Here is a 19,256-nt window from a genome sequence, read left to right as displayed (position 1 = left end):
CCGCAATGACTTGCATTTTATCCGGCGATACTCAATAATTTGTTGAAAATTTCAACAAGCTAAGAGAGATTACTATGGCCACTATGAATTTCAGCATCCCAGACGATGTTAAAGAAGCGTTTAACATCGCTTACCAAGGACAAAACAAGAGTGCCGTCATTGCCGAACTGATGCGCGAAGCCGTTGAACGTGCCCAGCGTAAACAACGCAGCCGCGATGCGATTGCAAGTATAGTAGAACGGCGCAAACATGCGCCGGCAATCACCGAAGCAGAATTTCGTGCAGCACGCGAAGAAGGCCGTCCATGATATTGGTGGTCGATGCTAGCGTCGCCATCAAATGGTTCTTTCAGGGTCGGGATAATGAAACTGATTGCGACTTGGCATTGGGCATTTTGGAAAGTGTGGGCGCGGGACGAATCCAACTACTGCAACCGCCGCATTTTATTGCGGAAGTGGCGGCGGTACTGGCCCGCGAAAAGCCCGATGAAGCCCTAGATGACCTGTTTGATTTGTTGTGCGTCGAATGTCACATCACCCAAGGGCCAGAGATTTATACAACAGCCATCGATCTCTCCATCCGTTATCGGCATCATTTGTTCGATACCCTCTACCACGCCGTTGCATTACACACCCCCGGCTCAAAATTCATCACTGCCGATGAAGTTTACTACCGCAAAGCACAAGACATTGGTCATATTGTGCGTTTACAGGATTACGCAGGATGAACAAAGCCAAACTCAAAACCTACGCCCCCCAAGCGCGGAAAGACTTTATCGCCGCCGTCACCGCCCGCGCCAACCGGATCGGGCTGGCGGAGAAAAACGGCACACTGGCCATTGCGCCAGCGGAAAAAAATGGTGATTTCGTCATCATTGCCGGACAGTCCTGGCCTGCCAAAATCAGCCGTCAACGGGACGCACTGCTGGCCCGTATCGACAAAGATGGCTTTAGCCAGACGTTGGAGGCCGTGGCCTACACCTGGTTTAACCGTTTTGCCGCCTTGCGTTATATGGAAATCCACGACTACCTCAGCCACGGTTATCGCGCCCTGTCCAGCCGGGACGGCGGCTTGCCGGAACTGCTGAACGCGGCGGCGGAACTGGCGCAAAACGGCGGCTTGCCCGATTTGAACGCCGAGCAAGCCATCGCGCTCAAACTGGCGGGCGACAAAGACGGCGAGTTATACCGCCTGGCCCTGATTGCCCAATGCAACGCCTTAGCCAAGGCCATGCCGTTCCTGTTTGAGCGTATCGACAACGAAAGCGAACTGCTGCTGCCCGACAACTTATTGCTGACCGATTCGGTCATTGCCAAACTGGTCGCCGCCATTCCCGAACAAGACTGGCAAGACATCGAAATCATCGGCTGGCTGTACCAATTTTACATCAGCGAGAAAAAAGACCAAGTCATCGGCAAAGTGGTCAAAAGCGAAGACATACCCGCCGCCACCCAGCTTTTTACCCCGAACTGGATAGTCAAATACCTGGTGCAAAACAGTGTCGGGCGGTTATGGACAATGGCAAATCCAGAATCGACGCTAAAAAACGAATGGGCATACTACATCGAACCCGCCGAGCAAACGCCTGAAGTGCAGACGCAACTGGATGCGCTCATCCAATCCCGCAGGGCAGAAGATGGCGGTAGCCTCAATCCCGAAACCATCACCGTACTTGACCCCGCCTGTGGCAGTGGGCATATCTTGGTGGAAGCTTACGCTGTATTAAAAGCCATTTATTTGGAACGCGGCTACCCGCTCCGCAGCATACCCCGCCTGATACTGGAAAAAAACCTCTATGGCTTGGACATTGACGACCGCGCCGCGCAACTGGCAGGCTTCGCCTTGCTGATGAAAGCCCGCGCCGATGACAGGCGCTTGCTGGATAACCCGCCCCAACTCAATGTGCTGGCGATCCAAGCCAGCAACAACCTGAACCTGCCGCTGTTATGGCAACAACTGGACTTAAACCGCCAAAGCCAACTCGGCACGACCAGCTCCTTGTTTGCAGACCCGCAAACCGACCTGACCCAGGCCATTGATGACAGCCAATACCGGCTCATCAAAAACACCTTGGCCTTGTTTGAACAGGCGGAAACCTTCGGAGCCTTGATCCAAATCCCCGCCGGATACGCCGAACCTTTACAAGACCTATTGGCGCAATGCCAAACCTTGGCAAGCCAAGGCGACAGTTTCCAAAAAACCGCCGCGACCACCTTACTGCCGTTTATCCGGCAAGCGAGTGTGTTGGCGATGCAGTTTGATGTGGTGGTGGCTAACCCGCCGTACATGGGCGGCAAGGGTATGAATCCGGCGTTGAAGGAATTTGCCAAACGCAAATTTCCCGATAGCAAATCCGATTTGTTTGCGATGTTTATGGAGTGTGGTTTTCAGTGGTGCAAATCGTCGGGCTTTAACGCAATGGTGACGATGCAGAGCTGGATGTTTTTGTCATCCTTTGAGGAAATGCGAAAGAAATTACTGGTAAGTAGAACGATCTCTAATCTTGTGCAGGTTGGTTACAATAGTTTTCCTGAAATGAACTCCAAAATTGCCCAAGCATGTGTATTTAGTGTTATTGCTACGCATATTAATAATTTCACTGGTCGCTATATAGATTTAAATTCAGCCCCACAATCTGCTGATAAAAATCAAGTTTTTTTAGGACATACAAAAGAGTTAATTCACGATGTTTGTCAGGATAATTTCAAAAAAATTTCAGGTAGTCCTGTGGCTTATTGGGTGAGTGATAAAGTTCGGTTTATTTTTGAAAATAAAAATATAGGCGAATTAGCTAATACTCGGAAAGGAATGGTAACAGCTAATAATGATTTATTCGTTCGTACTTGGTCTGAAATAGCCATTTCAAATTTTTGCAGTGAAGCCAATGACAGAGAATTTGCTATAAATTCTGGAAAAAAATGGTTTCCGTACATTATGGGAGGTGAGTATAGAAAATGGTTTGGAAATAGAAATGAAGTTGTAAATTGGAAGAATGACGGTGTTGATATACAAACAAAAATGCACCCAGTTGAAAATAGAGTATGGGCTACTAATTTTAATTTAGACTTTATATTCAAAAAAAACATCAATTGGAACAGTATTACATCTTCTAAATTGTCTTTTAGAGCATCTCCTGGAGGAGAATTATTTGCCTCTACAGGGTTATCCTGCTTCACAGAAGATGACAATTTTTTTAGCATTCTTGGATTTCTTAATTCAAAAGTTTCTGGTGTTCTTTTAGCCATTCTCGCGCCGACTTTATCAACTAATCCTGGAGATATTGCTAGATTACCAATCTCAAAACTAAATGAAAATTTGGAAAACGAACAAAATCAGCTTGTTAAAAACGCGATACTAATTGCAATAACCGACTGGAACAATTTCGAAACCTCATGGGATTTTACCGACAACCCGCTGATTCGCCAAAAACAAAACTTCGTAGGTTGGGTTAGCGATAGCGTAACCCAACAAACCGAAGCCACCGATGTTGGGTTACGCGATAAAGCCGCTAACCCAACCTACGCCTCAAACAACCTTGAACTCTGCTTTAACCAATGGCAAACACAAAACTGCAACGCCATTGCCGAAATGCAACGCCTAGAAGAAGAAAATAACCGCCTATTCATCGAAGCCTACGGCCTGCAAGATGAGCTGTCGCCCGACGTACCCGAAGAGCAAATCACCCTAACCCGCGCCGACCGTGAAAAAGACAGCCAACGCCTAGTCTCTTATGCCGTCGGCTGTATGATGGGGCGTTATAGCTTGGATGCACCCGGTTTAATCTACGCCCATGCGGGTAATATCCGTTTTGACCCTGACCGTTACCCCAGCTTTCCCGCCGATGCCGATGGCATTGTGCCGATTACGGATGAACTCTGGTTTGAGGACGATGCCGCCAACCGCCTCAATGAATTTTTACTGGCGGTGTGGGGGGCTGACACCCAGGATGAAAATCTCGCGTGGCTGGCGGCAAGCTTAGGCCAAAAACCGACCGAAACCGCCCAAGAAACCATCCGCCGTTATCTTGCCGGGAGCTTTTATAAAAACCATCTGCAAACTTACAAAAAACGCCCGATTTATTGGCTGTTCTCCAGCGGTAAACACGGCGCATTCCAGGCTTTGGTGTATTTGCACCGTTACCACGAAGGCACATTATCCCGAATGCGCACCGAATATGTCGTGCCGCTGACCGGAAAACTGCAATCGCGCCTTGATATGCTGGAAAAAGATGCCGCCGCCGCTGTCGCCAACGCCACCCGCAGCAAGCTGAACAAAGACAGCGAAAGGCTCAGAAAAAAACACCTTGAGCTATTGGCCTACGATGAAAAACTCCGCCACTACGCCGACCTGCGCATCGCGCTTGACTTGGATGAAGGCGTAAAAGTCAATTACGGCAAATTTGGGGATTTATTGGCGGAGGTGAAGACGGTGACTGGGAGTGCAAATGATTAAACATGCTAAGAGCCAGGTATGTCTATGAGCGAGCAATACAACCAAGCGCGATTTTGGCGTTGCGCCTTACAAGTCAACCCGTTCAGTTACCACGGAGACTACCGTGGCGGCGAACACGGCTTGACTGAGGCAACCTATAACCAACAGTTGTTAGACAAGTGTCTGGAACATGGCATTAAAGTCATAGGAATTGCCGATCATGGCAGTGTGGATAGTGTCGATGCCTTGCGCTCGTTTTTGGAACCCTATGGCATTGTAGTTTTTCCCGGTTTTGAAATTGCTTCGACCGAGAAAATCCACATGGTGTGCCTGTTCCCGGAAGGGACAAGTAAGGATCAATTGAACCGTTACTTGGGCAAACTTGATTTAACCGACACCAAAGAAAAAGTATCGCCATCAAACCTCGGATGCCTGAAGCTGGCCAGAATAATAAGTGACCTTGGCGGCTTCTGGTATGCGGCACATATCACCGGCAAAAACGGCCTGCTTCGCCTAAACCAAGACGGCGGCGGTTTGGTGCATGTCTGGAAAAATCATGCTTTAGTCCGTGCAGGACAAATACCCGGACCAATTTCTGAGTTGCCATTCCAATTCAAGCGGATCGTTGAAAATGTGGACGCAAACTGGCAACGCGAACGTCCGCTCGCAGTCATCAACGCCAAAGATGTGGCAAAACCCGCCGATCTGGATGAGGCCGGCGTCACCTGTCGGGTCAAAATGACTAAGCCATGTTTTGATGCTTTTAAGGTGGCGTTCCTTGATCCAGAATCGCGTATCCGGTTGAATTCTCAAAGTGAAGAACAGCCTACGGGTGAGATTGTATCAATGAGCGTGTCTGGCGGTTATCTGGATGGGCTGAATATTACCTTTTCTCCCCATTTGAACACGGTTATCGGAGGGCGCGGTACGGGCAAATCGACTTTGTTGGAATGCCTACGTTATGCGCTAGACATCCAACCTAAAAGCAAACAGGCGCAAAAACTCCATGCCGATATTATCAAGGAGAATTTAGGTAAAGCCTCGGGGCGGATTGAAATGGAAATTTTGTCTTCAGCCCAACATGGCCGCCGTTACCGGGTTTCCCGCCGTTTTGGTGAAATGCCCATTGTGCGGGATATGGAAGGCAATGTTTCAACATTGCAACCCCGTGACTTATTGCCTGGCATAGACATTTACGGTCAAAACGAAATATACGAATTGGCACAGGATGAACAAAGCCGGCTCCGGCTTTTAGACCGGTTTCTGCCGAACGATGGCGACTATGCCGATAAAAACACCTTGTTGCGTAAACGTCTGCATGAGAACCAACAGAAGCTTTTGCAGACGGTAGGTGAATTGGATGATTTGCAAGCACAGGTCGCACGGTTGCCAAAATTGGAAGAACAATTGCAGGGCTATAACGCTCTGGGTATTAAAGAAAAATTGTCAAAAACCCCTTTATTTGCCCGCGAACGGCAAATTTCCCAACGTGCCACTGAGGAAATCCACCAATTGCAAATTGGCCTGGGCGCATTACGCGACAATCTTCCCGACCTGGCTTTCCTTAGCGACAAAGCGTTGGAGGGTTTACCGAATGCGGCGTTATTCTTACCTATCCGTGAAACCTTGCTGCATCTTCACCACAAATTCCAGACAGCTATTGGTGATTTGCAAGGTGGGCTGACCCAAGCAGACCAACAGTTATCGACCCATCTTAACGTTTGGCAACAATCGCTACAAATAGGTGAAAAGGAGCTGGAATCCGCTTTACGCAACCTTCCAGACCTATCAGGGAAAAGCGGTCAGGAAGTAGGGACGGCCTATCAACGTTTGTTACAGGAAATTGAACGGATCAAGCCCTTGGCAAGCCGCGTCGCCAACTTTGAAAAAGTAAAAGATGCACAGGAGCAGGAACGGCGTAATTTGCTGGCAGAATTGTCTGATCTTCGTGACCAACGCACCCAGTCGCTACATGCGGCGGCAAAAAAGTTAAACAAACATCTTAAAGGTAAATTGAAAGTTGAGGTTGTCATTGAAGCTGACCGAACCCCGTTAAAAACTTTCTTGTTAAGTTGTCGGCTTGATGGGGTTGGTGAAAAAAGACTGTCCTGGATTGATGAACTTGAGTCCATCAAACCACTGGCTCTTGCCCATGCTATAAGGCAAGGAGAAGCAAAACTCTTCAGCAACTATGGAATATCTCAATTGGTCGCTACGGCTTTGAGTAAGCTAAACTTGTCCCAATTGATGGAGCTGGAGGCTTTGGAACTGGGTCATCGGATTGATATTTTGCTGAACATTGCCCATGGTGAAGCAGAAGCCCTATTCAAACCGCTGGACAAACTCTCAACAGGCCAGCAGTGCACCGCCATTTTGCACATGCTGTTGTTGGAGAATGTTGACCCGTTAATTATGGATCAGCCGGAAGACAATCTGGATAATGCGTTCATTGCCGAACGTATCGTCCATGAGTTGCGGGCCGCCAAGACAACCCGCCAATTTTTGTTTGCCACCCACAATGCCAATATCCCGGTTTTCGGTGATGCCGAGTGGATTGGTGTGTTTACCGCCGTGGACAATCGCGGTTCATTGGATGCGGATGCACAAGGCTCGATTGATGTGCCGGTTATCCGTGACCAAGTCGCCGCTATCTTGGAAGGTGGCCGTGCCGCCTTTATCCAGCGTAAAGAAAAGTATGAATTTTAAAGGCCGTTTTTATGTTGAAAAGTGAGTTGCTGGAAATCATTGCCAATGGCGAAAACTCCGGCGTGGAATTTAAAAGGGACGATTTGCGGCCGGAGCAGTTGGCCAAAGAGATAGTCGCCTTGGCTAATTTTCAAGGCGGTAAGCTGCTGTTAGGGGTTGAAGACGACGGCAGCATTAGCGGCATCCAACGCGACGGCCTGGAAACATGGGTTATGGATACGGTTTTTGGCCGCTATGTCCATCCTATGATCCTGCCCTTCTATGAAGAAGTTGAATTTGATGGCGGCAAAAGGGTTGCGGTGATTTCTTTTACCCAAGGTACGGCAAAACCTTATGTGCTACGCAAGGACAATCGGGAGGACATTTATGTCCGTGTCGGCAGCACGTCCCGTTTGGCCACACGGGAGCAACAAGCCCGCTTGTTTGAGAGCGGGGGTATGTTGCACAGCGAAGTTTTGCCGGTTTCAGGCAGCCGTCTGGAAGACCTTGACCAAAGCCGTTTATCGGATTATTTGTTGAATGTCATTGGGGATTTGACGCCCCCGCAATCGGGTGAAGAATGGGAACAACGTTTAAAAGGCTTGGGCTTAATGGTGGGGCGCCCGGATGGCGACCCTGCCGTTTGCACGGTGGCCGGATTGGTGTTGTTTGGCCGTAGCCCAAGACGGAGCCTCCGACATGCCGGGGTCCGTTGGATGTCGTTTGCCGGCACCGAGAAAGCTTATCAGGCTCAGGACGATACGGTATTAGATGGCCCATTGATCGCTTTATGGGAAGTGCGGCCTGGTGAAGGCCGGACATTGGTTGAAGACGGTTTGGTTGAACGCCTGTCTGACCGGATGCGGCCTTTCATTTCGGAGGACAGTTCCGAAGTTAATGCAGGACTCCGGCGTGATCCGCGTTACCGCTATCCGCTTGATGCTGTCCGTGAAGCCATTTTAAACGCATTTGTACATCGCGATTGGACGCGCTCAACCGAGGTTGAAGTTGTCAACTATGCCGATCGGCTGGAAGTCATCAGCCCCGGCACACTGCAAAACTCCATGACGGTCGAGAAAATGCTCGCAGGCCAGCGTTCGGCCAGAAACCCCATCATTGTTGAAATTATGCGTGATTATGGTTATGTGGATGCCCGCGGCATGGGGGTTAGGAGAAAAATAATTCCTCTGACACGTTTGTTTTCTGGAAAAGAGGCGGATTTTGATCTTACTGACGATCATTTACGGGTGGTGATTCCCGCACGTCCGGCGTTGTAAGGGATCATTCCCACACCGTCCCAGAATAATTTTTAAACGGAAGCTAACAGTTTGAGCCTACAACGTATCACCGATTCTCTAGCGGCCTTGTTTGCCGTGCAGCCCATCGTGTTTTGGCACGATGCTGAAGGCGAGTTTGCCGCAACGGTGGACAATCTCGTACCGGAGAATGCCGCGCTTGTCCGGTTGCAGGACACGCCCGCGTTACAAGTCAAACTGGCTATTGAACGCCAGCCTGGGCAATGCTGGCTGCTGTACAGCACCCAGCCCGAACCTGACCCTTATGCCGATTGGTTATTGGATATCCGCCTGCGCAGCAAGTCTTTTAAAGCCGATTCGGCTTCTATTTTGTTGGCGGAATTAGGGTTGGCGTCGCAAAACCTACGCGGGCATTTAAAGGCGCGGGCGAAGTTTTTGCGCTCATCGGCACGGGTCGGGCGCTTAAAACGGCTGGTGCTTGCCAGTGACACCGCCGATGACCTTGACCGGAAAATGTTGGCGGTGTTAGTGCGTGCCGACCAGCCGGAACTGTTCGCCATCCTGCTGCGTTTGTTCGTGGCTTTTGTGCAGGAAGGCGAGGTTGACCTGAATGCCCAACCGAAAATCTGGCAGGACATTATCGCCAATGATTTGGAAGAGGCTTTTTGGCAAGCGGTGAAAACACAGTTGGGTTACGCGGAAGCCGAGCCCGGTCTGCGGGATTTGTTGTTCCGCATTTTGGTGACCGATTTTTCCCGCTCTGTCGGCGCCAAGCCGGTCGGGGCGTTGCAACATTTTGTTTTGCCGGAACGCCGTCTTGCCGCCAATGCGTCCGTCTTCGCGTCACGCTGGCGTGCGGATATGGCGCATTATTCAAGCTATAACCTGATGTCCGCCGCTGTCGGCCAGGATTTGGCTTTGGCGCACCTGTTGTCCGGGTTGTCCGCCGATGACTTGGCTGAGGTGATGACGTTTGAAGACGTGGAACGCCGGATCATCAGTGATTTGAAAGACCGGGTTTTGGGCGGGGCGGGGGCGGCTTTGGAGGCGGTGCTGGCTTTGATTGCCCGGCGCAGGGATGGGCATTGGGCCAATCCGGTTTTGGCGAACACCCATGATGTCAACCGGGCGTTAGCCGCCAGTTATGATGCCTTGGAAGCCGCCATCCACTTTTTGGCATTGAAAGACCAGTATCAGGACGGCTTTAGTTTTGCTTCGGGTAAGGCGGGGTTTTCGGCTTATCAAACCGGGTTGTTTAGGTTTGACCAAGGCTACCGGCATTTTAACCGGGCCTACGAGTTGGTCGAGCCGATGGGTTGGTCAGTCCTGCATGAGGTGAAACAGCGCATTGAAGCGGCTTATTCGGGTTGGTTTATGCCCCAGCTCAGTTCGGCTTGGGGCAATATTCTCGAAGGCGGGTCAGGGTTGTTGTCATCTTGGCAGCTACCCGGTGTCATTAACCAACAGCATTTTTTTGCCAAAGTGGTGGCGCCGCTATCCGATGACGGCGCCAAGCGGGTGTTTGTCGTCATCTCTGATGCGTTTCGCTTTGAGGTGGCCGAGGAGTTGGTGCAGGCCATCAACAGTAAGAGCCGGATTAAGGCATCGCTATCCGCTATGCTGGGCGTATTGCCCAGTTATACCGGTTTGGGCATGGCGGCTTTATTACCCCATCAGCGCTTGGCCTATAAGATTAACAGCAATCTGGAGCTGAGCGCGGACGGCAAGCCGGTGTCGTCAATGGAGCAACGCGGCGCTTATTTAGGTTTGCATGGCGGGGCGGCCATTAAGGCCGAAGATTTGGTGGCTATGGGCAAAGAGAAAGGCCGCGAATTTGTCCGTGACCGTCGGCTTATTTATATTTACCACGACCGGATTGATTTGATTGGCGACAAACAAGCCTCTGAAACCAAGACCTTTGAAGCCGCCGCCGATACCGTCATTGAATTGGCGCAATTGGTGGGCTTTATCGTCAATAGCCTGAACGGCTATAACGTGTTGGTGACCGCCGATCATGGGTTTATCTATCAGGAGTCGGCTTTGGCGGAAGCCGACAAATCGGTGTTGGCTGATAAGCCGAAAGGGACATTGCTGGCGAAAAAGCGTTATGTGTTGGGTCAAGGTCTGGGCACTAATGCCAAGGCTTGGTCTGGCAATACGGCGTTGACGGCGGGCACAGGGGCGGATGGCAGCTTGGATTTTTGGCTACCCAAAGGCATTAACCGCTTTCATTTTACGGGCGGCGCACGGTTTGTGCATGGCGGCGCCATGCCCCAGGAGATTGTGGTGCCGGTGATCACCGTCCGGGCGAGCGAATCGGAATTGGCTAAGACTAAGGCGGCCAGTATCAGTTTGCTTGGCGCATCCAATAAGGTCGTCACCAATACCCAACGTTTTGAGTTTATCCAGAACGAGGCGGTGTCCGAACGGGTCTTGCCCCGCACGGTGGTGGTCTGTTTACGCGATGGCGACCAGCCCATCAGTAATGAACAGACGGTCACTTTTGACAGCCCTTCCCAATTGCTGGATGAGCGCAAACGCTCGGTCGTGCTGACCGTGTTATCGGGCGCTTATGACCGCAACAAAGATTATTTCCTGGTTGCGCGTGACGCAACGACCAAAGTCGAAATGCTGCGGGTGCCGTTGCAAGTTGATCTGGCCTTTAGTAACGATTTTTAGGAGGAATGATGGACGGGAAACCACCCCCTAACGGGACGGACACGAGTCTGGACGCTTTATTAAACCACACGTTTGCCGGCAAGGTCGTCCGTAAGGATTTGACCAAGCTGGTCAAGGAAGGCGCGAATGTGCCGGTGTATGTGTTGGAATATTTGCTGGGCATGTATTGCGCCAGTGATGACGAGCAGACTATCCAGGCCGGTTTGGCCAGTGTCAAGCGCATCTTGGCGGATAATTATGTGCGCCCTGATGAGGCCGAAAAGATCAAGTCCAAAATCAGGGAAAGCGGCAGTTATAAGGTGATTGATAAGGTCGCCGTCAAGCTGAACGAACGCCGTGATGTCTACGAAGCCATGCTGTTCAATCTGGGGGTTAAGGGCGTTGAAATTTCTGACCGCTTGGTTAAGGCGTATGAAAAGCTGTTGGCCGGGGGTATCTGGTGCATCATCACGCTGCATTATGTGTTTGAGGAAGGGCAGGCCGGGTCGCCTTTTCAAATCACCGAATTAAAGCCCATCCAAATGCCCAATATGGATATGGAGGCCTTATTTGAAGGGCGTAAGGCTTTTGATGCCGGGCAATGGTTGGATGTCTTGCTGCGCTCGACCGGCATGGAGCCTGCACATTTTACTGGCCGTGCCAAATGGCATTTGCTGGCACGCATGATCCCTTTTGTGGAGAACAATTATAACGTCTGCGAATTGGGGCCGCGCGGTACGGGGAAAAGCCATATCTATAAAGAGGTCAGCCCCAACAGCATCCTGATTTCCGGCGGACAGACCACCGTCGCGAACCTTTTTTATAATCTGGGGCGGCAAAGCATCGGCTTGGTGGGGTTATGGGATGTCGTCGCGTTTGATGAGGTGGCGGGCATAGCCTTTAAGGACAAGGACGGCATCCAGATCATGAAAGACTTTATGGCCTCCGGCTCGTTTGCCAGAGGGCGGGATTCCATTGTGGCGTCGGCCAGTATGGTGTTCATCGGCAACATCAACCAATCCGTTGATACGTTGGTCAAAACCAGCCACTTATTGACGCCGTTCCCGGATGTGATGATTGACACCGCGTTTTTTGACCGCTTCCATGCCTACATCCCTGGTTGGGAAATCCCCAAAATGCGCCCGGAGTTTTTCACCAACCAATATGGCTTTATTGTCGATTACTTGGCCGAGTTTATGCGCGAAATGCGTAAGCGCAGCTTTGCCGATGCCATTGATAAACATTTCAAGCTGGGCAATAACCTCAACCAACGCGACACCATTGCCGTCCGGCGCACGGTATCGGGTTTGTTAAAGCTGCTTTACCCGCATGGCGATTATGACAAGGCCGCCGTTGCGCAATGCCTTGAGTACGCGTTGGAAACCCGCCGCCGTGTTAAAGAGCAATTAAAAAAGCTCGGCGGCATGGAGTTTTTTGACGTGCATTTTAGCTATATCGACCAAGAAACGCTGGAGGAAAAATTTGTGGCCGTCCCGGAGCAAGGCGGCGATAAGCTGATACCGGAAGGCACATTAAAAGCGGGCGTGCTGCATACCATTTCCCAAGGGGCCAAAGGCCATTTGGGGTTGTTCAGGATTGAAACGCAAATGTCCGCCGGCAATGGCAAGCTGAACCTGTCCGGTTTTGGCAGCAACACCCAAGCCAAAGAAGCCGTCAAAGTCGGATTTGACTATTATAAAGGCAATATTTCCAGGGTCAGCGGTTCCGCCAAAGCGGCAGACCGCGACTATCATTTGCATCTGGTTGAATTGCATAACAGCGGGCCATCACTTACCCTAACAATGGCGGGTTTTATCGCCTTTTGTTCAGGCATCCTGAATAAGCCCGTGCAAAGCCAGATGCTTATTTTAGGTACCATGACCTTGGGCGGAAATATTATCCCTGTTGAAAATCTGGCGGAAACGTTACAGATGGCCTTTGATTCGGGGGGCAAGCGGATATTGTTGCCGATGGCCAGTGTCAGCGATATTCCGACCGTCAGGGGCGAACTGTTCGCAAAATTCCAAATCAGCTTTTATGCCGATCCGGTTGACGCGGTGTTTAAGGCGTTGGGGGCTGAATAAATGGTCAAGAGCCGCATCGCTTTAGAATATGACCTGTTGCCAGAGACAGGTTTGGCTGTGCTTGGCCGAAGAATGTTTGAAACCTGCTGCTTTACGATATTGCCCGGATGGTGTAGAACAACAACCGATAACCCGCCGGAGCATATCAAGCAGGCTTTGGCCTGACTTTCCGTTAACCTTGCAGTAAGGGCATACTATGTATAAATTGATCGCGGTGATGCTTTTGATCCTGTCATTCCCAGCCCTTTCGGATGAAGATGACGATAATGATAATAGCAATAACGTCCAAAATGGTGCTTATGGGCAAGCCTACCCCGCACAAGGCAACCCGTACGGAAACGGTTCCAATTTGGGTAATGGCCAACAAGTTCCCCCCGGTTACGGGAGCAACTACCCAACTTACAAAACCCCGCCGCCCGCCAACCGTTATGGCAAACTGGGTCGCCAAAGGGGACAGGGAGCCCGTCCGCATCACCGGGTTAACGGCATGAAGCCCAACAAAAGCGGCAGGGGTGGCGGCGACGATTAATGGCTGTCCAAATGGCTTTATCGCAAATATTTACAAGAGCTGAGTTTGGCCTGATTGGCGAACAAAACTAGCCCGCCAACTACTATCTGTTTCGGAAAAATTGACACTACTTTTGAATAACATATTATCCCTGCGGAATACACGCAAAGCATGCGCACGAGTGGTGTTTCGATTATTGGCCGATCGGTTGCTGACACCCAGGGCGACGGAAGGAAGGTTACACATTCTCGTTCCTCGGTGGGATGCCAAGTTAGGTGACTCGATCGTTTCGTCATTTTTCTTTCGGGAGGCTCGCAGACTTAACGCCAGAGTGACCGTGTTGACGGTCGCAGAGCTTGCCAAGATGTATGCTATTGATTTTGCGGTAGATCAAGTTGTAATCACCAACGCTAACCCCGGAGTTCGCGAGCTCTGCCGTCTGGCGTGCCAGCTTGGGCAGATCGATGTAGTGGTGCATCTGGTCTGGAGGATTCAGCCTGCGGAAATCCTTTTTCTGAGACTGTTGTGCCCGATTTGGGTTTATTCGCTCGATGACCGTTTGCGCTGTGTCAATCGCAAATTTGGCATAGCGACAGCCGGACTAGACATGGCCGAACTCTACCGGAGAGTCCTTACAGACCTAGGCGCAAACGTGGTTGATAGGAAGTACATCGTCCCTCTTCCTGAGACACTACAAAATATTGCACAGGCCACGCATATCCTGTTCAATCCTTACGCCAGCCGACCAAACAAAAGCTTGGCCTTCGACCGATCGGTGAGCTTGCTGCGTGCGATAGCCGATACTTATCCAAACCGATCTGTTGGCATTCTGTGTAGCCCTGCGACCCATGGGAATGCGCTGCAAATGGAAATCACCGTGGCACGGGAGAACGTCAGATTAATCAATGGACTGGTATCACCCAAGGACGTTGCAGGGGTTATAAACCAAGCGCAAGCAGTGGTCACTGTCGATACGGCAATCGTGCACATGGCAGTTGGTCTGGACACAAGACTGGTGGCAATCTACCCAACCGTGGATAAACAAGCCAGCCTGTGGCTGCCTCCCCCGTCCCCTTTGACCCGTGTGGTCTATAGCCGGCAACCTCCTGGCCAATATCTGCGCGCAGGTAAAAAGGACATGAATGCATTCTCGATCGAGGAATTGCTCAACAACCTCCAAGAGCTTTTAGCCACAGTACCGGATCCGGAGTCCATTCTCTCGATCAGAGCACGGATCGTACCTGGCCTGGGTGTTGCGCAGGGAACTCTCGCACGCCAGTTGCCGCTAATCAGCCAAAATTTCCCCGAAGTCGCCGATTGCCATCCCGGGACTATAAATTTGGAATTCGAATTCTCAATAGAAGTGACACAGCCCGACCACCGCACCCTTCCGCTCGCTTGGACGCCAAGCGAACGAACTACCGAAATATTCGACCTAGTGCGTGTTGAACTCGAATTCGACCAGTTACCAGCACGCGTGGCAGCATGGCTGTACGTTGCCCATGGGTCTCCTCACCGCTGCACGTCGAATATTCATGAGGTGATTGCCCGGCAAGTAAACCTGAGCAATGCCAGTGAGTGCCGACTTCATGTACGCGCTAGTGCCGTATCGTTAACACCATGTACGGATCAAGAAACGGCATCCATGAACTGCTCACTCTCACCTAGCCAATAGCCAGGATCCGCCTCAATGTGCAGAAACAACTTTGCTAGCAGAGTGCCGCCAGCGAGAAACTCCTCAACGGACTCTATGCGCTTAGATGTACGCCGAAAGTAAGTATTGTAGAGCTTCAGCATAGCCACATCGGTCAGCAGGAAATCCTCAACACTCACGTCCTGACGACGCATCACCTCGCAACTGGCGAATTTATACCGTGGGCAGTAGCCGGGGTCGACGACATCTTCTGAAATAGGCACCAGAGTGTCATCTGCCTGCGCCACGATGTCCTTGATGCAGCCGGGATTACCCCAAGCATGAGCCCCCCCATCAAGTCCAACAGCCAACGCCCTGGAAAGTAAGGCGTTACCCGGTTGAGAAGCGAAAATACATTCACTATTCCAATGCAGCTTATGGCTTAAGCCTGTCGGGAACAGCGAATTGGTTGGGTCTCGAAAGAGCAGTGTGTCAGCATCCACCCAGGCACCTCCATTACGATGGACGAAGGCCATGCGAATGAAGTCGCTCTTGGCCACTATGGCCTCGATCCCCGCTGCCAGCGTGAAAGGCAACGGTTCAAAGGCCCACGCTTTGCCAAGGATGAGCGGATCGATCTGGTCCTTGACCGTTCGTGGTGTAAGCAAAGAGAAGCGTTCACCCAAGGCCCTGCGCATCGAAACCAGTGCCAGCGCGACGTAGGCTGGCATGATCTGCCCGGGGGCGTTTTCCCAATAGCTTACATAGCGCACGGAAGCGCAAGCAGATCTGTTCATTGACACATTGCCCTGCCATCAGCATTCAGCAATCCGAGTTCGGTCAGATAGGCCATTAATATCATTAAGGACTGCGTACATTGCGCTTGACCGAGGAATTCGTTACCTAAAGCAGACTTATACAGCCTCAACCATGTCGACGCCGGAACCTTGGGTAGGAAAGCCGCGAGCGACTCCCTGTTGCCTTCTCCGAATAGCAAACGCAGGGTACGCAGGATGGGTTGGTAGTCGGGCCAAGACAATAGATCAGCAAGGGTATCGTCCAGCATCTCCCCGACCACCACGTTATTTAGACGATCCTCAACCGAGGCATCGCTCAGAGCTACACGCGGGTCAATTGCCACCGGATAGATCGCTCGGAACGACTTGGCACCGCAGTGCATGGATTCAAAAAGCACTTTGTCCGCAGTCGAGCCTGTGACCAATACATCGTCACCGAAAATCACATGCACGCCGCTCCAACGGTAGAAGTTCTCGGCAGGTATGACATGATCCTGAATCAAATTGACGCGCTCGCGCTCCTCAATGCTAAGGATGGCGTAGTCTTCACAGGGCGGTGCGATCCTGGGAAGCTTAACGTTGATGATCGTTGGCAACGCCATATGCGCCAGTTTAACGTTGACCTCCTCGACCACGATTTGGTAGAGCACGTTCGCCATGGAGGGCACGTTGCGCCAACCTGTAGTCATCATCACCACGGTGTCGCCACACGCCTTGGCGTTTCGGAACAGGTTAGACCATTGAGAGTCTGAGCTATCCAACTCGCGACACAGGTAATCGATCAGTTCTCGTGCGAGATAATGGATGTCACTCACACTGCCGTACTTGGCACGGCTGTAGATCCCGGCCAGCGTCGATGCATCTGTGCCTGTAGTCATGTCAAGGAATAGACCCGACTTGTCGGGTGTCAGGTAGTTCAGGGCATTGCCTCCGAGAATCGCGACATAGTCGGCCATGGTGATCTGATCGCGAGCAAACAGGTCGGCCGCGAACGCACGAAATCCGGACTTCACATGATCAGCATGGATTCGAGCAGTAGCCTGTTGGAATATGGACAATTGGAAATCGACCGGCTCCTTAAGTACCTCAGGCCACCGTATTGAGTTCTCAGGGGACATCATGTTCAAGACTATATAAATCCTTATAAGGTTATGGATTGCTTGGCGATACAAGAGTGTCAAGAGCGACATCGATTCGTCGGCGCTGCTCGTAGTAACTGATACGCTGGAGCAGCCCCTGCGGTCGCAGGGTTGCGAGCATGTCTGCAATGCCTGCGCCGGCATCGCGAGGATTGTGGGCATCGGAGCCGATTGTGAAAGGTACGTCACGAGCGATCATCTGCCCCAACAATTCCCGCGACGGATAAGTCCATAAGCCCAGCACCTCCATCCCCGTTACGGAATCCAGACTCGACTTGCGGAGGCCGGAAGCATTGAGCTCGAATGCAATGCCACTTCGGGCTAGTAACTCCAGCAAGGGCTCGAAACGACGGATGAGAATATCTTCCGGCACTCCACGCAGCAGAGTATCGGCATGCCCAACAGCGTCAACCAAACCACTATCCAGCAACGCTTCGAGGTTGGCGAAGTAACGATCCAGGAACGCTGGACTAGCTAGTCGTGACAGTTCCCAGACTTTCACCATGGGTTCGTCTGGAACTTCCACGTAATGAATGGAACCGATCACAAAGTCCATTGGGTAACGTGCCAGCAATTCGCGATTGAAATTGTCGGTGCCAGGCATGTAATCCAGCTCCAGACCCCGAAGAATTGTGATCTGCCCCCGATAGGTCTGCCGCACACTGTCGATGTCGGCAAAATATTGTTCAAGTTCTGACTCCAGCAGGCGGTTGTCGCTGTCAACCGGAAAAGGGGCATGATCGGTGATCGTCAGCACGGTCACCCCAGCTGCGATCGAGGCACGAACCAGTTCGTCGACAGTGCCAGTCGCATGCTTTGAATAGAAAGTGTGGCAGTGAGAGTCGATCATGGGTAGTGTCGCAAATATTTGCAAAAGCTGAGCTTGGCCTGATTGGCAGACAAAACTAGCCTGCCAAATTGATAAATTGTCGGTGGGCGGGCAGTGCCCGTCCGGCGAGTTGCCCTTTACGGATCATGTGGGTGGTTTCTATCCCGTCGAGGGTGGCCTGCGCGGAACGGAAGGATTTGAACCCCAGCATTGGCCCGGTGATTTTCTTAATAAACCGGTGATCCTGTTCCACCCGGTTATTGAGGTACTTGACTTGGCAAATCTCAATGGCCAGGCACAGCAACCCGGCGAGCACCAGCAGGACATTGATGTTTTCAAGCCCGGCCAGGTTGGAGCCGCTTTTGTCCATGACCACTTTTTCGGGCAGGCCGTTGCCGTCAATGGCCTGCCTGAAAAAGGCGGTGGCGGCCGCTTCGTCGCGGCGTTCGGAGAGCATAAAGTCGACGGTGTCGCCAAATTTGTCCACCGCGCGGTACAAGTAGGCCCATTCCCCTTTGATTTTGATGTACGTCTCGTCCATGCGCCAAGAGCCGACCACCGTCCGTTTGCGGCTTTTTGCCGCCAAGGCGATCAGTGGCGAATAGCGGACAACCCAGCGGTTCAGGGTCGCATGGTCTACGGTGACACCGCGCTCCGCCAAAATCTCTTCCAGGTCGCGGTAGGAAACTCCATACCTGACATAGAAGAAAACCGCGTGCAGGATAACGTCTTTCGGATAGTGGGCACCTTTAAAGCTGATCTTCATAGTCTGGCAACAAAAATTGGCGGATTATCCCCCAAAATTGGAAAGTTTGCGACAGAACCTACAAAAGGGCAAGGATGACAGTTCGTATCAGGTTTGCCTAGGTGGTTGGGTTAGACGTTTACCGCCGACGGCCTGTCGGCCATCGTCCAGCAGGCGTTGGGGCATACGCCGTGCGCGGGCTCCGCGTTCGTGTTCCGCAACCGGGCGGGCAACCGCCTGAAGCTGTTGCTGTGGGACGGCAACGGCGTTTGGTTGTGCCAACGCCGTTTGCACCGGGGCGGTTTTGTCTGGCCAAAAGCCACGGACAGTTGTTTTTCGATGACGCCGGACGAATGGCGCTGGTTGGTGGCCGGGGTGGATTGGCAACGTTTGTCGGCGGCCCCAGCCGCACATTGGCAACCCTGAACAGACAGGTTCCGGCACCTAAAAAGCACGCCGAAAATTTGGGGTAAACCCAGTATTGACAAGGC

Annotated in this window: 14 protein-coding genes; 10 read left to right on the top strand and 4 right to left on the bottom strand. The window is 51.7% G+C overall.

Translation table 11 applies throughout. The features are described 5' to 3' along the window. Window positions 1–74 precede the first annotated feature (74 nt). From CEK71_RS09960 to CEK71_RS09920, 9 genes are all read left to right on the top strand, one after another. On the top strand, window positions 75–308 hold the full coding sequence (locus tag CEK71_RS09960) for a hypothetical protein (protein WP_088619246.1): 234 nt from the start codon (window positions 75–77) through the stop codon (window positions 306–308). Then, entirely contained in the window at window positions 305–727 is a 423-nt protein-coding gene (locus CEK71_RS09955; protein ID WP_088619245.1) for a type II toxin-antitoxin system VapC family toxin, read from the top strand. Before CEK71_RS09960 ends, CEK71_RS09955 begins: the two co-directional genes overlap by 4 nt. Next, window positions 724–4,452, top strand: coding sequence for a BREX-1 system adenine-specific DNA-methyltransferase PglX (gene pglX / locus CEK71_RS09950; protein WP_088619244.1), 3,729 nt, complete (start codon window positions 724–726; stop codon window positions 4,450–4,452). The genes CEK71_RS09955 and pglX overlap by 4 nt, the downstream gene beginning before the upstream one ends. A 24-nt stretch (window positions 4,453–4,476) precedes the next feature. Further along, window positions 4,477–7,137: a TrlF family AAA-like ATPase gene (locus tag CEK71_RS09945; RefSeq protein ID WP_088619243.1), complete on the top strand. Its 2,661-nt coding sequence runs from the start codon at window positions 4,477–4,479 to the stop codon at window positions 7,135–7,137. 11 nt (window positions 7,138–7,148) lie between these two features. Next, window positions 7,149–8,393, top strand: coding sequence for an RNA-binding domain-containing protein (locus tag CEK71_RS09940; RefSeq protein WP_088619242.1), 1,245 nt, complete (start codon window positions 7,149–7,151; stop codon window positions 8,391–8,393). 51 nt (window positions 8,394–8,444) lie between these two features. After that, the gene (pglZ, locus tag CEK71_RS09935) at window positions 8,445–11,051 is read left to right on the top strand and encodes a BREX-1 system phosphatase PglZ type A (protein ID WP_088619241.1); all 2,607 of its coding nucleotides are present in this window, start codon (window positions 8,445–8,447) and stop codon (window positions 11,049–11,051) included. 5 nt (window positions 11,052–11,056) lie between these two features. Continuing rightward, window positions 11,057–13,114: a protease Lon-related BREX system protein BrxL gene (brxL, locus tag CEK71_RS09930; protein ID WP_198328544.1), complete on the top strand. Its 2,058-nt coding sequence runs from the start codon at window positions 11,057–11,059 to the stop codon at window positions 13,112–13,114. A gap of 196 nt (window positions 13,115–13,310) precedes the next feature. Next, a complete protein-coding gene (locus CEK71_RS09925; protein WP_088619239.1) occupies window positions 13,311–13,643 on the top strand; it encodes a hypothetical protein in 333 nt (110 codons plus the stop codon). Between the two features lie 316 nt (window positions 13,644–13,959). Further along, complete coding sequence (locus CEK71_RS09920; protein WP_198328543.1) at window positions 13,960–15,297, top strand: glycosyltransferase family 9 protein; 1,338 nt, start codon at window positions 13,960–13,962, stop codon at window positions 15,295–15,297. Here the strand turns inward: CEK71_RS09920 and CEK71_RS09915 are convergent. The 4 genes from CEK71_RS09915 to CEK71_RS09900 all read right to left on the bottom strand — a co-directional run bounded on the left by CEK71_RS09915 (window position 15,252) and on the right by CEK71_RS09900 (window position 18,786). Then, window positions 15,252–16,052, bottom strand: a complete 801-nt coding sequence (locus CEK71_RS09915) for a hypothetical protein (protein ID WP_088619238.1) — start codon at window positions 16,050–16,052, stop codon at window positions 15,252–15,254. The genes CEK71_RS09920 and CEK71_RS09915 overlap by 46 nt on opposite strands. After that, window positions 16,049–17,110 carry a hypothetical protein gene (locus tag CEK71_RS09910; RefSeq protein WP_198328541.1) on the bottom strand — a complete coding sequence of 354 codons (1,062 nt, stop codon included), beginning with the start codon at window positions 17,108–17,110 and terminating at the stop codon, window positions 16,049–16,051. Before CEK71_RS09910 ends, CEK71_RS09915 begins: the two co-directional genes overlap by 4 nt. 91 nt (window positions 17,111–17,201) lie before the next feature. Further along, window positions 17,202–18,041: a histidinol-phosphatase gene (locus tag CEK71_RS09905; protein WP_088619237.1), complete on the bottom strand. Its 840-nt coding sequence runs from the start codon at window positions 18,039–18,041 to the stop codon at window positions 17,202–17,204. Between the two features lie 55 nt (window positions 18,042–18,096). After that, window positions 18,097–18,786, bottom strand: a complete 690-nt coding sequence (locus CEK71_RS09900) for an IS6 family transposase (protein ID WP_088619236.1) — start codon at window positions 18,784–18,786, stop codon at window positions 18,097–18,099. A 132-nt stretch (window positions 18,787–18,918) separates the two neighbouring features. Between CEK71_RS09900 and tnpB the strand changes: the two genes are divergently transcribed. Beyond that, a complete protein-coding gene (tnpB, locus tag CEK71_RS09895) occupies window positions 18,919–19,191 on the top strand; it encodes an IS66 family insertion sequence element accessory protein TnpB (protein WP_088619235.1) in 273 nt (90 codons plus the stop codon). Window positions 19,192–19,256: the final 65 nt, after the last annotated feature.

Source organism: Methylovulum psychrotolerans (assembly GCF_002209385.1).
GTDB classification, from domain to species: Bacteria; Pseudomonadota; Gammaproteobacteria; order Methylococcales; family Methylomonadaceae; genus Methylovulum; species Methylovulum psychrotolerans.
The sequence above is the reverse complement of the archived record's forward strand: the minus strand, read 5'-3'. Positions and strand labels throughout refer to the sequence as shown.

Bases quoted from the DNA above. Each gene is read 5' to 3' on its own strand.
- CEK71_RS09960 (WP_088619246.1), top strand. From the start codon at position 75: ATGGCCACTATGAATTTCAGCATCCCAGACGATGTTAAAGAAGCGTTT.
- CEK71_RS09955 (WP_088619245.1), top strand. From the start codon at position 305: ATGATATTGGTGGTCGATGCTAGCGTCGCCATCAAATGGTTCTTTCAG.
- pglX (WP_088619244.1), top strand. From the start codon at position 724: ATGAACAAAGCCAAACTCAAAACCTACGCCCCCCAAGCGCGGAAAGAC.
- CEK71_RS09945 (WP_088619243.1), top strand. From the start codon at position 4,477: ATGAGCGAGCAATACAACCAAGCGCGATTTTGGCGTTGCGCCTTACAA.
- CEK71_RS09940 (WP_088619242.1), top strand. From the start codon at position 7,149: ATGTTGAAAAGTGAGTTGCTGGAAATCATTGCCAATGGCGAAAACTCC.
- brxL (WP_198328544.1), top strand. From the start codon at position 11,057: ATGATGGACGGGAAACCACCCCCTAACGGGACGGACACGAGTCTGGAC.
- CEK71_RS09925 (WP_088619239.1), top strand. From the start codon at position 13,311: ATGTATAAATTGATCGCGGTGATGCTTTTGATCCTGTCATTCCCAGCC.
- CEK71_RS09915 (WP_088619238.1), bottom strand. From the start codon at position 16,052: ATGAACAGATCTGCTTGCGCTTCCGTGCGCTATGTAAGCTATTGGGAA.
- CEK71_RS09905 (WP_088619237.1), bottom strand. From the start codon at position 18,041: ATGATCGACTCTCACTGCCACACTTTCTATTCAAAGCATGCGACTGGC.
- CEK71_RS09900 (WP_088619236.1), bottom strand. From the start codon at position 18,786: ATGAAGATCAGCTTTAAAGGTGCCCACTATCCGAAAGACGTTATCCTG.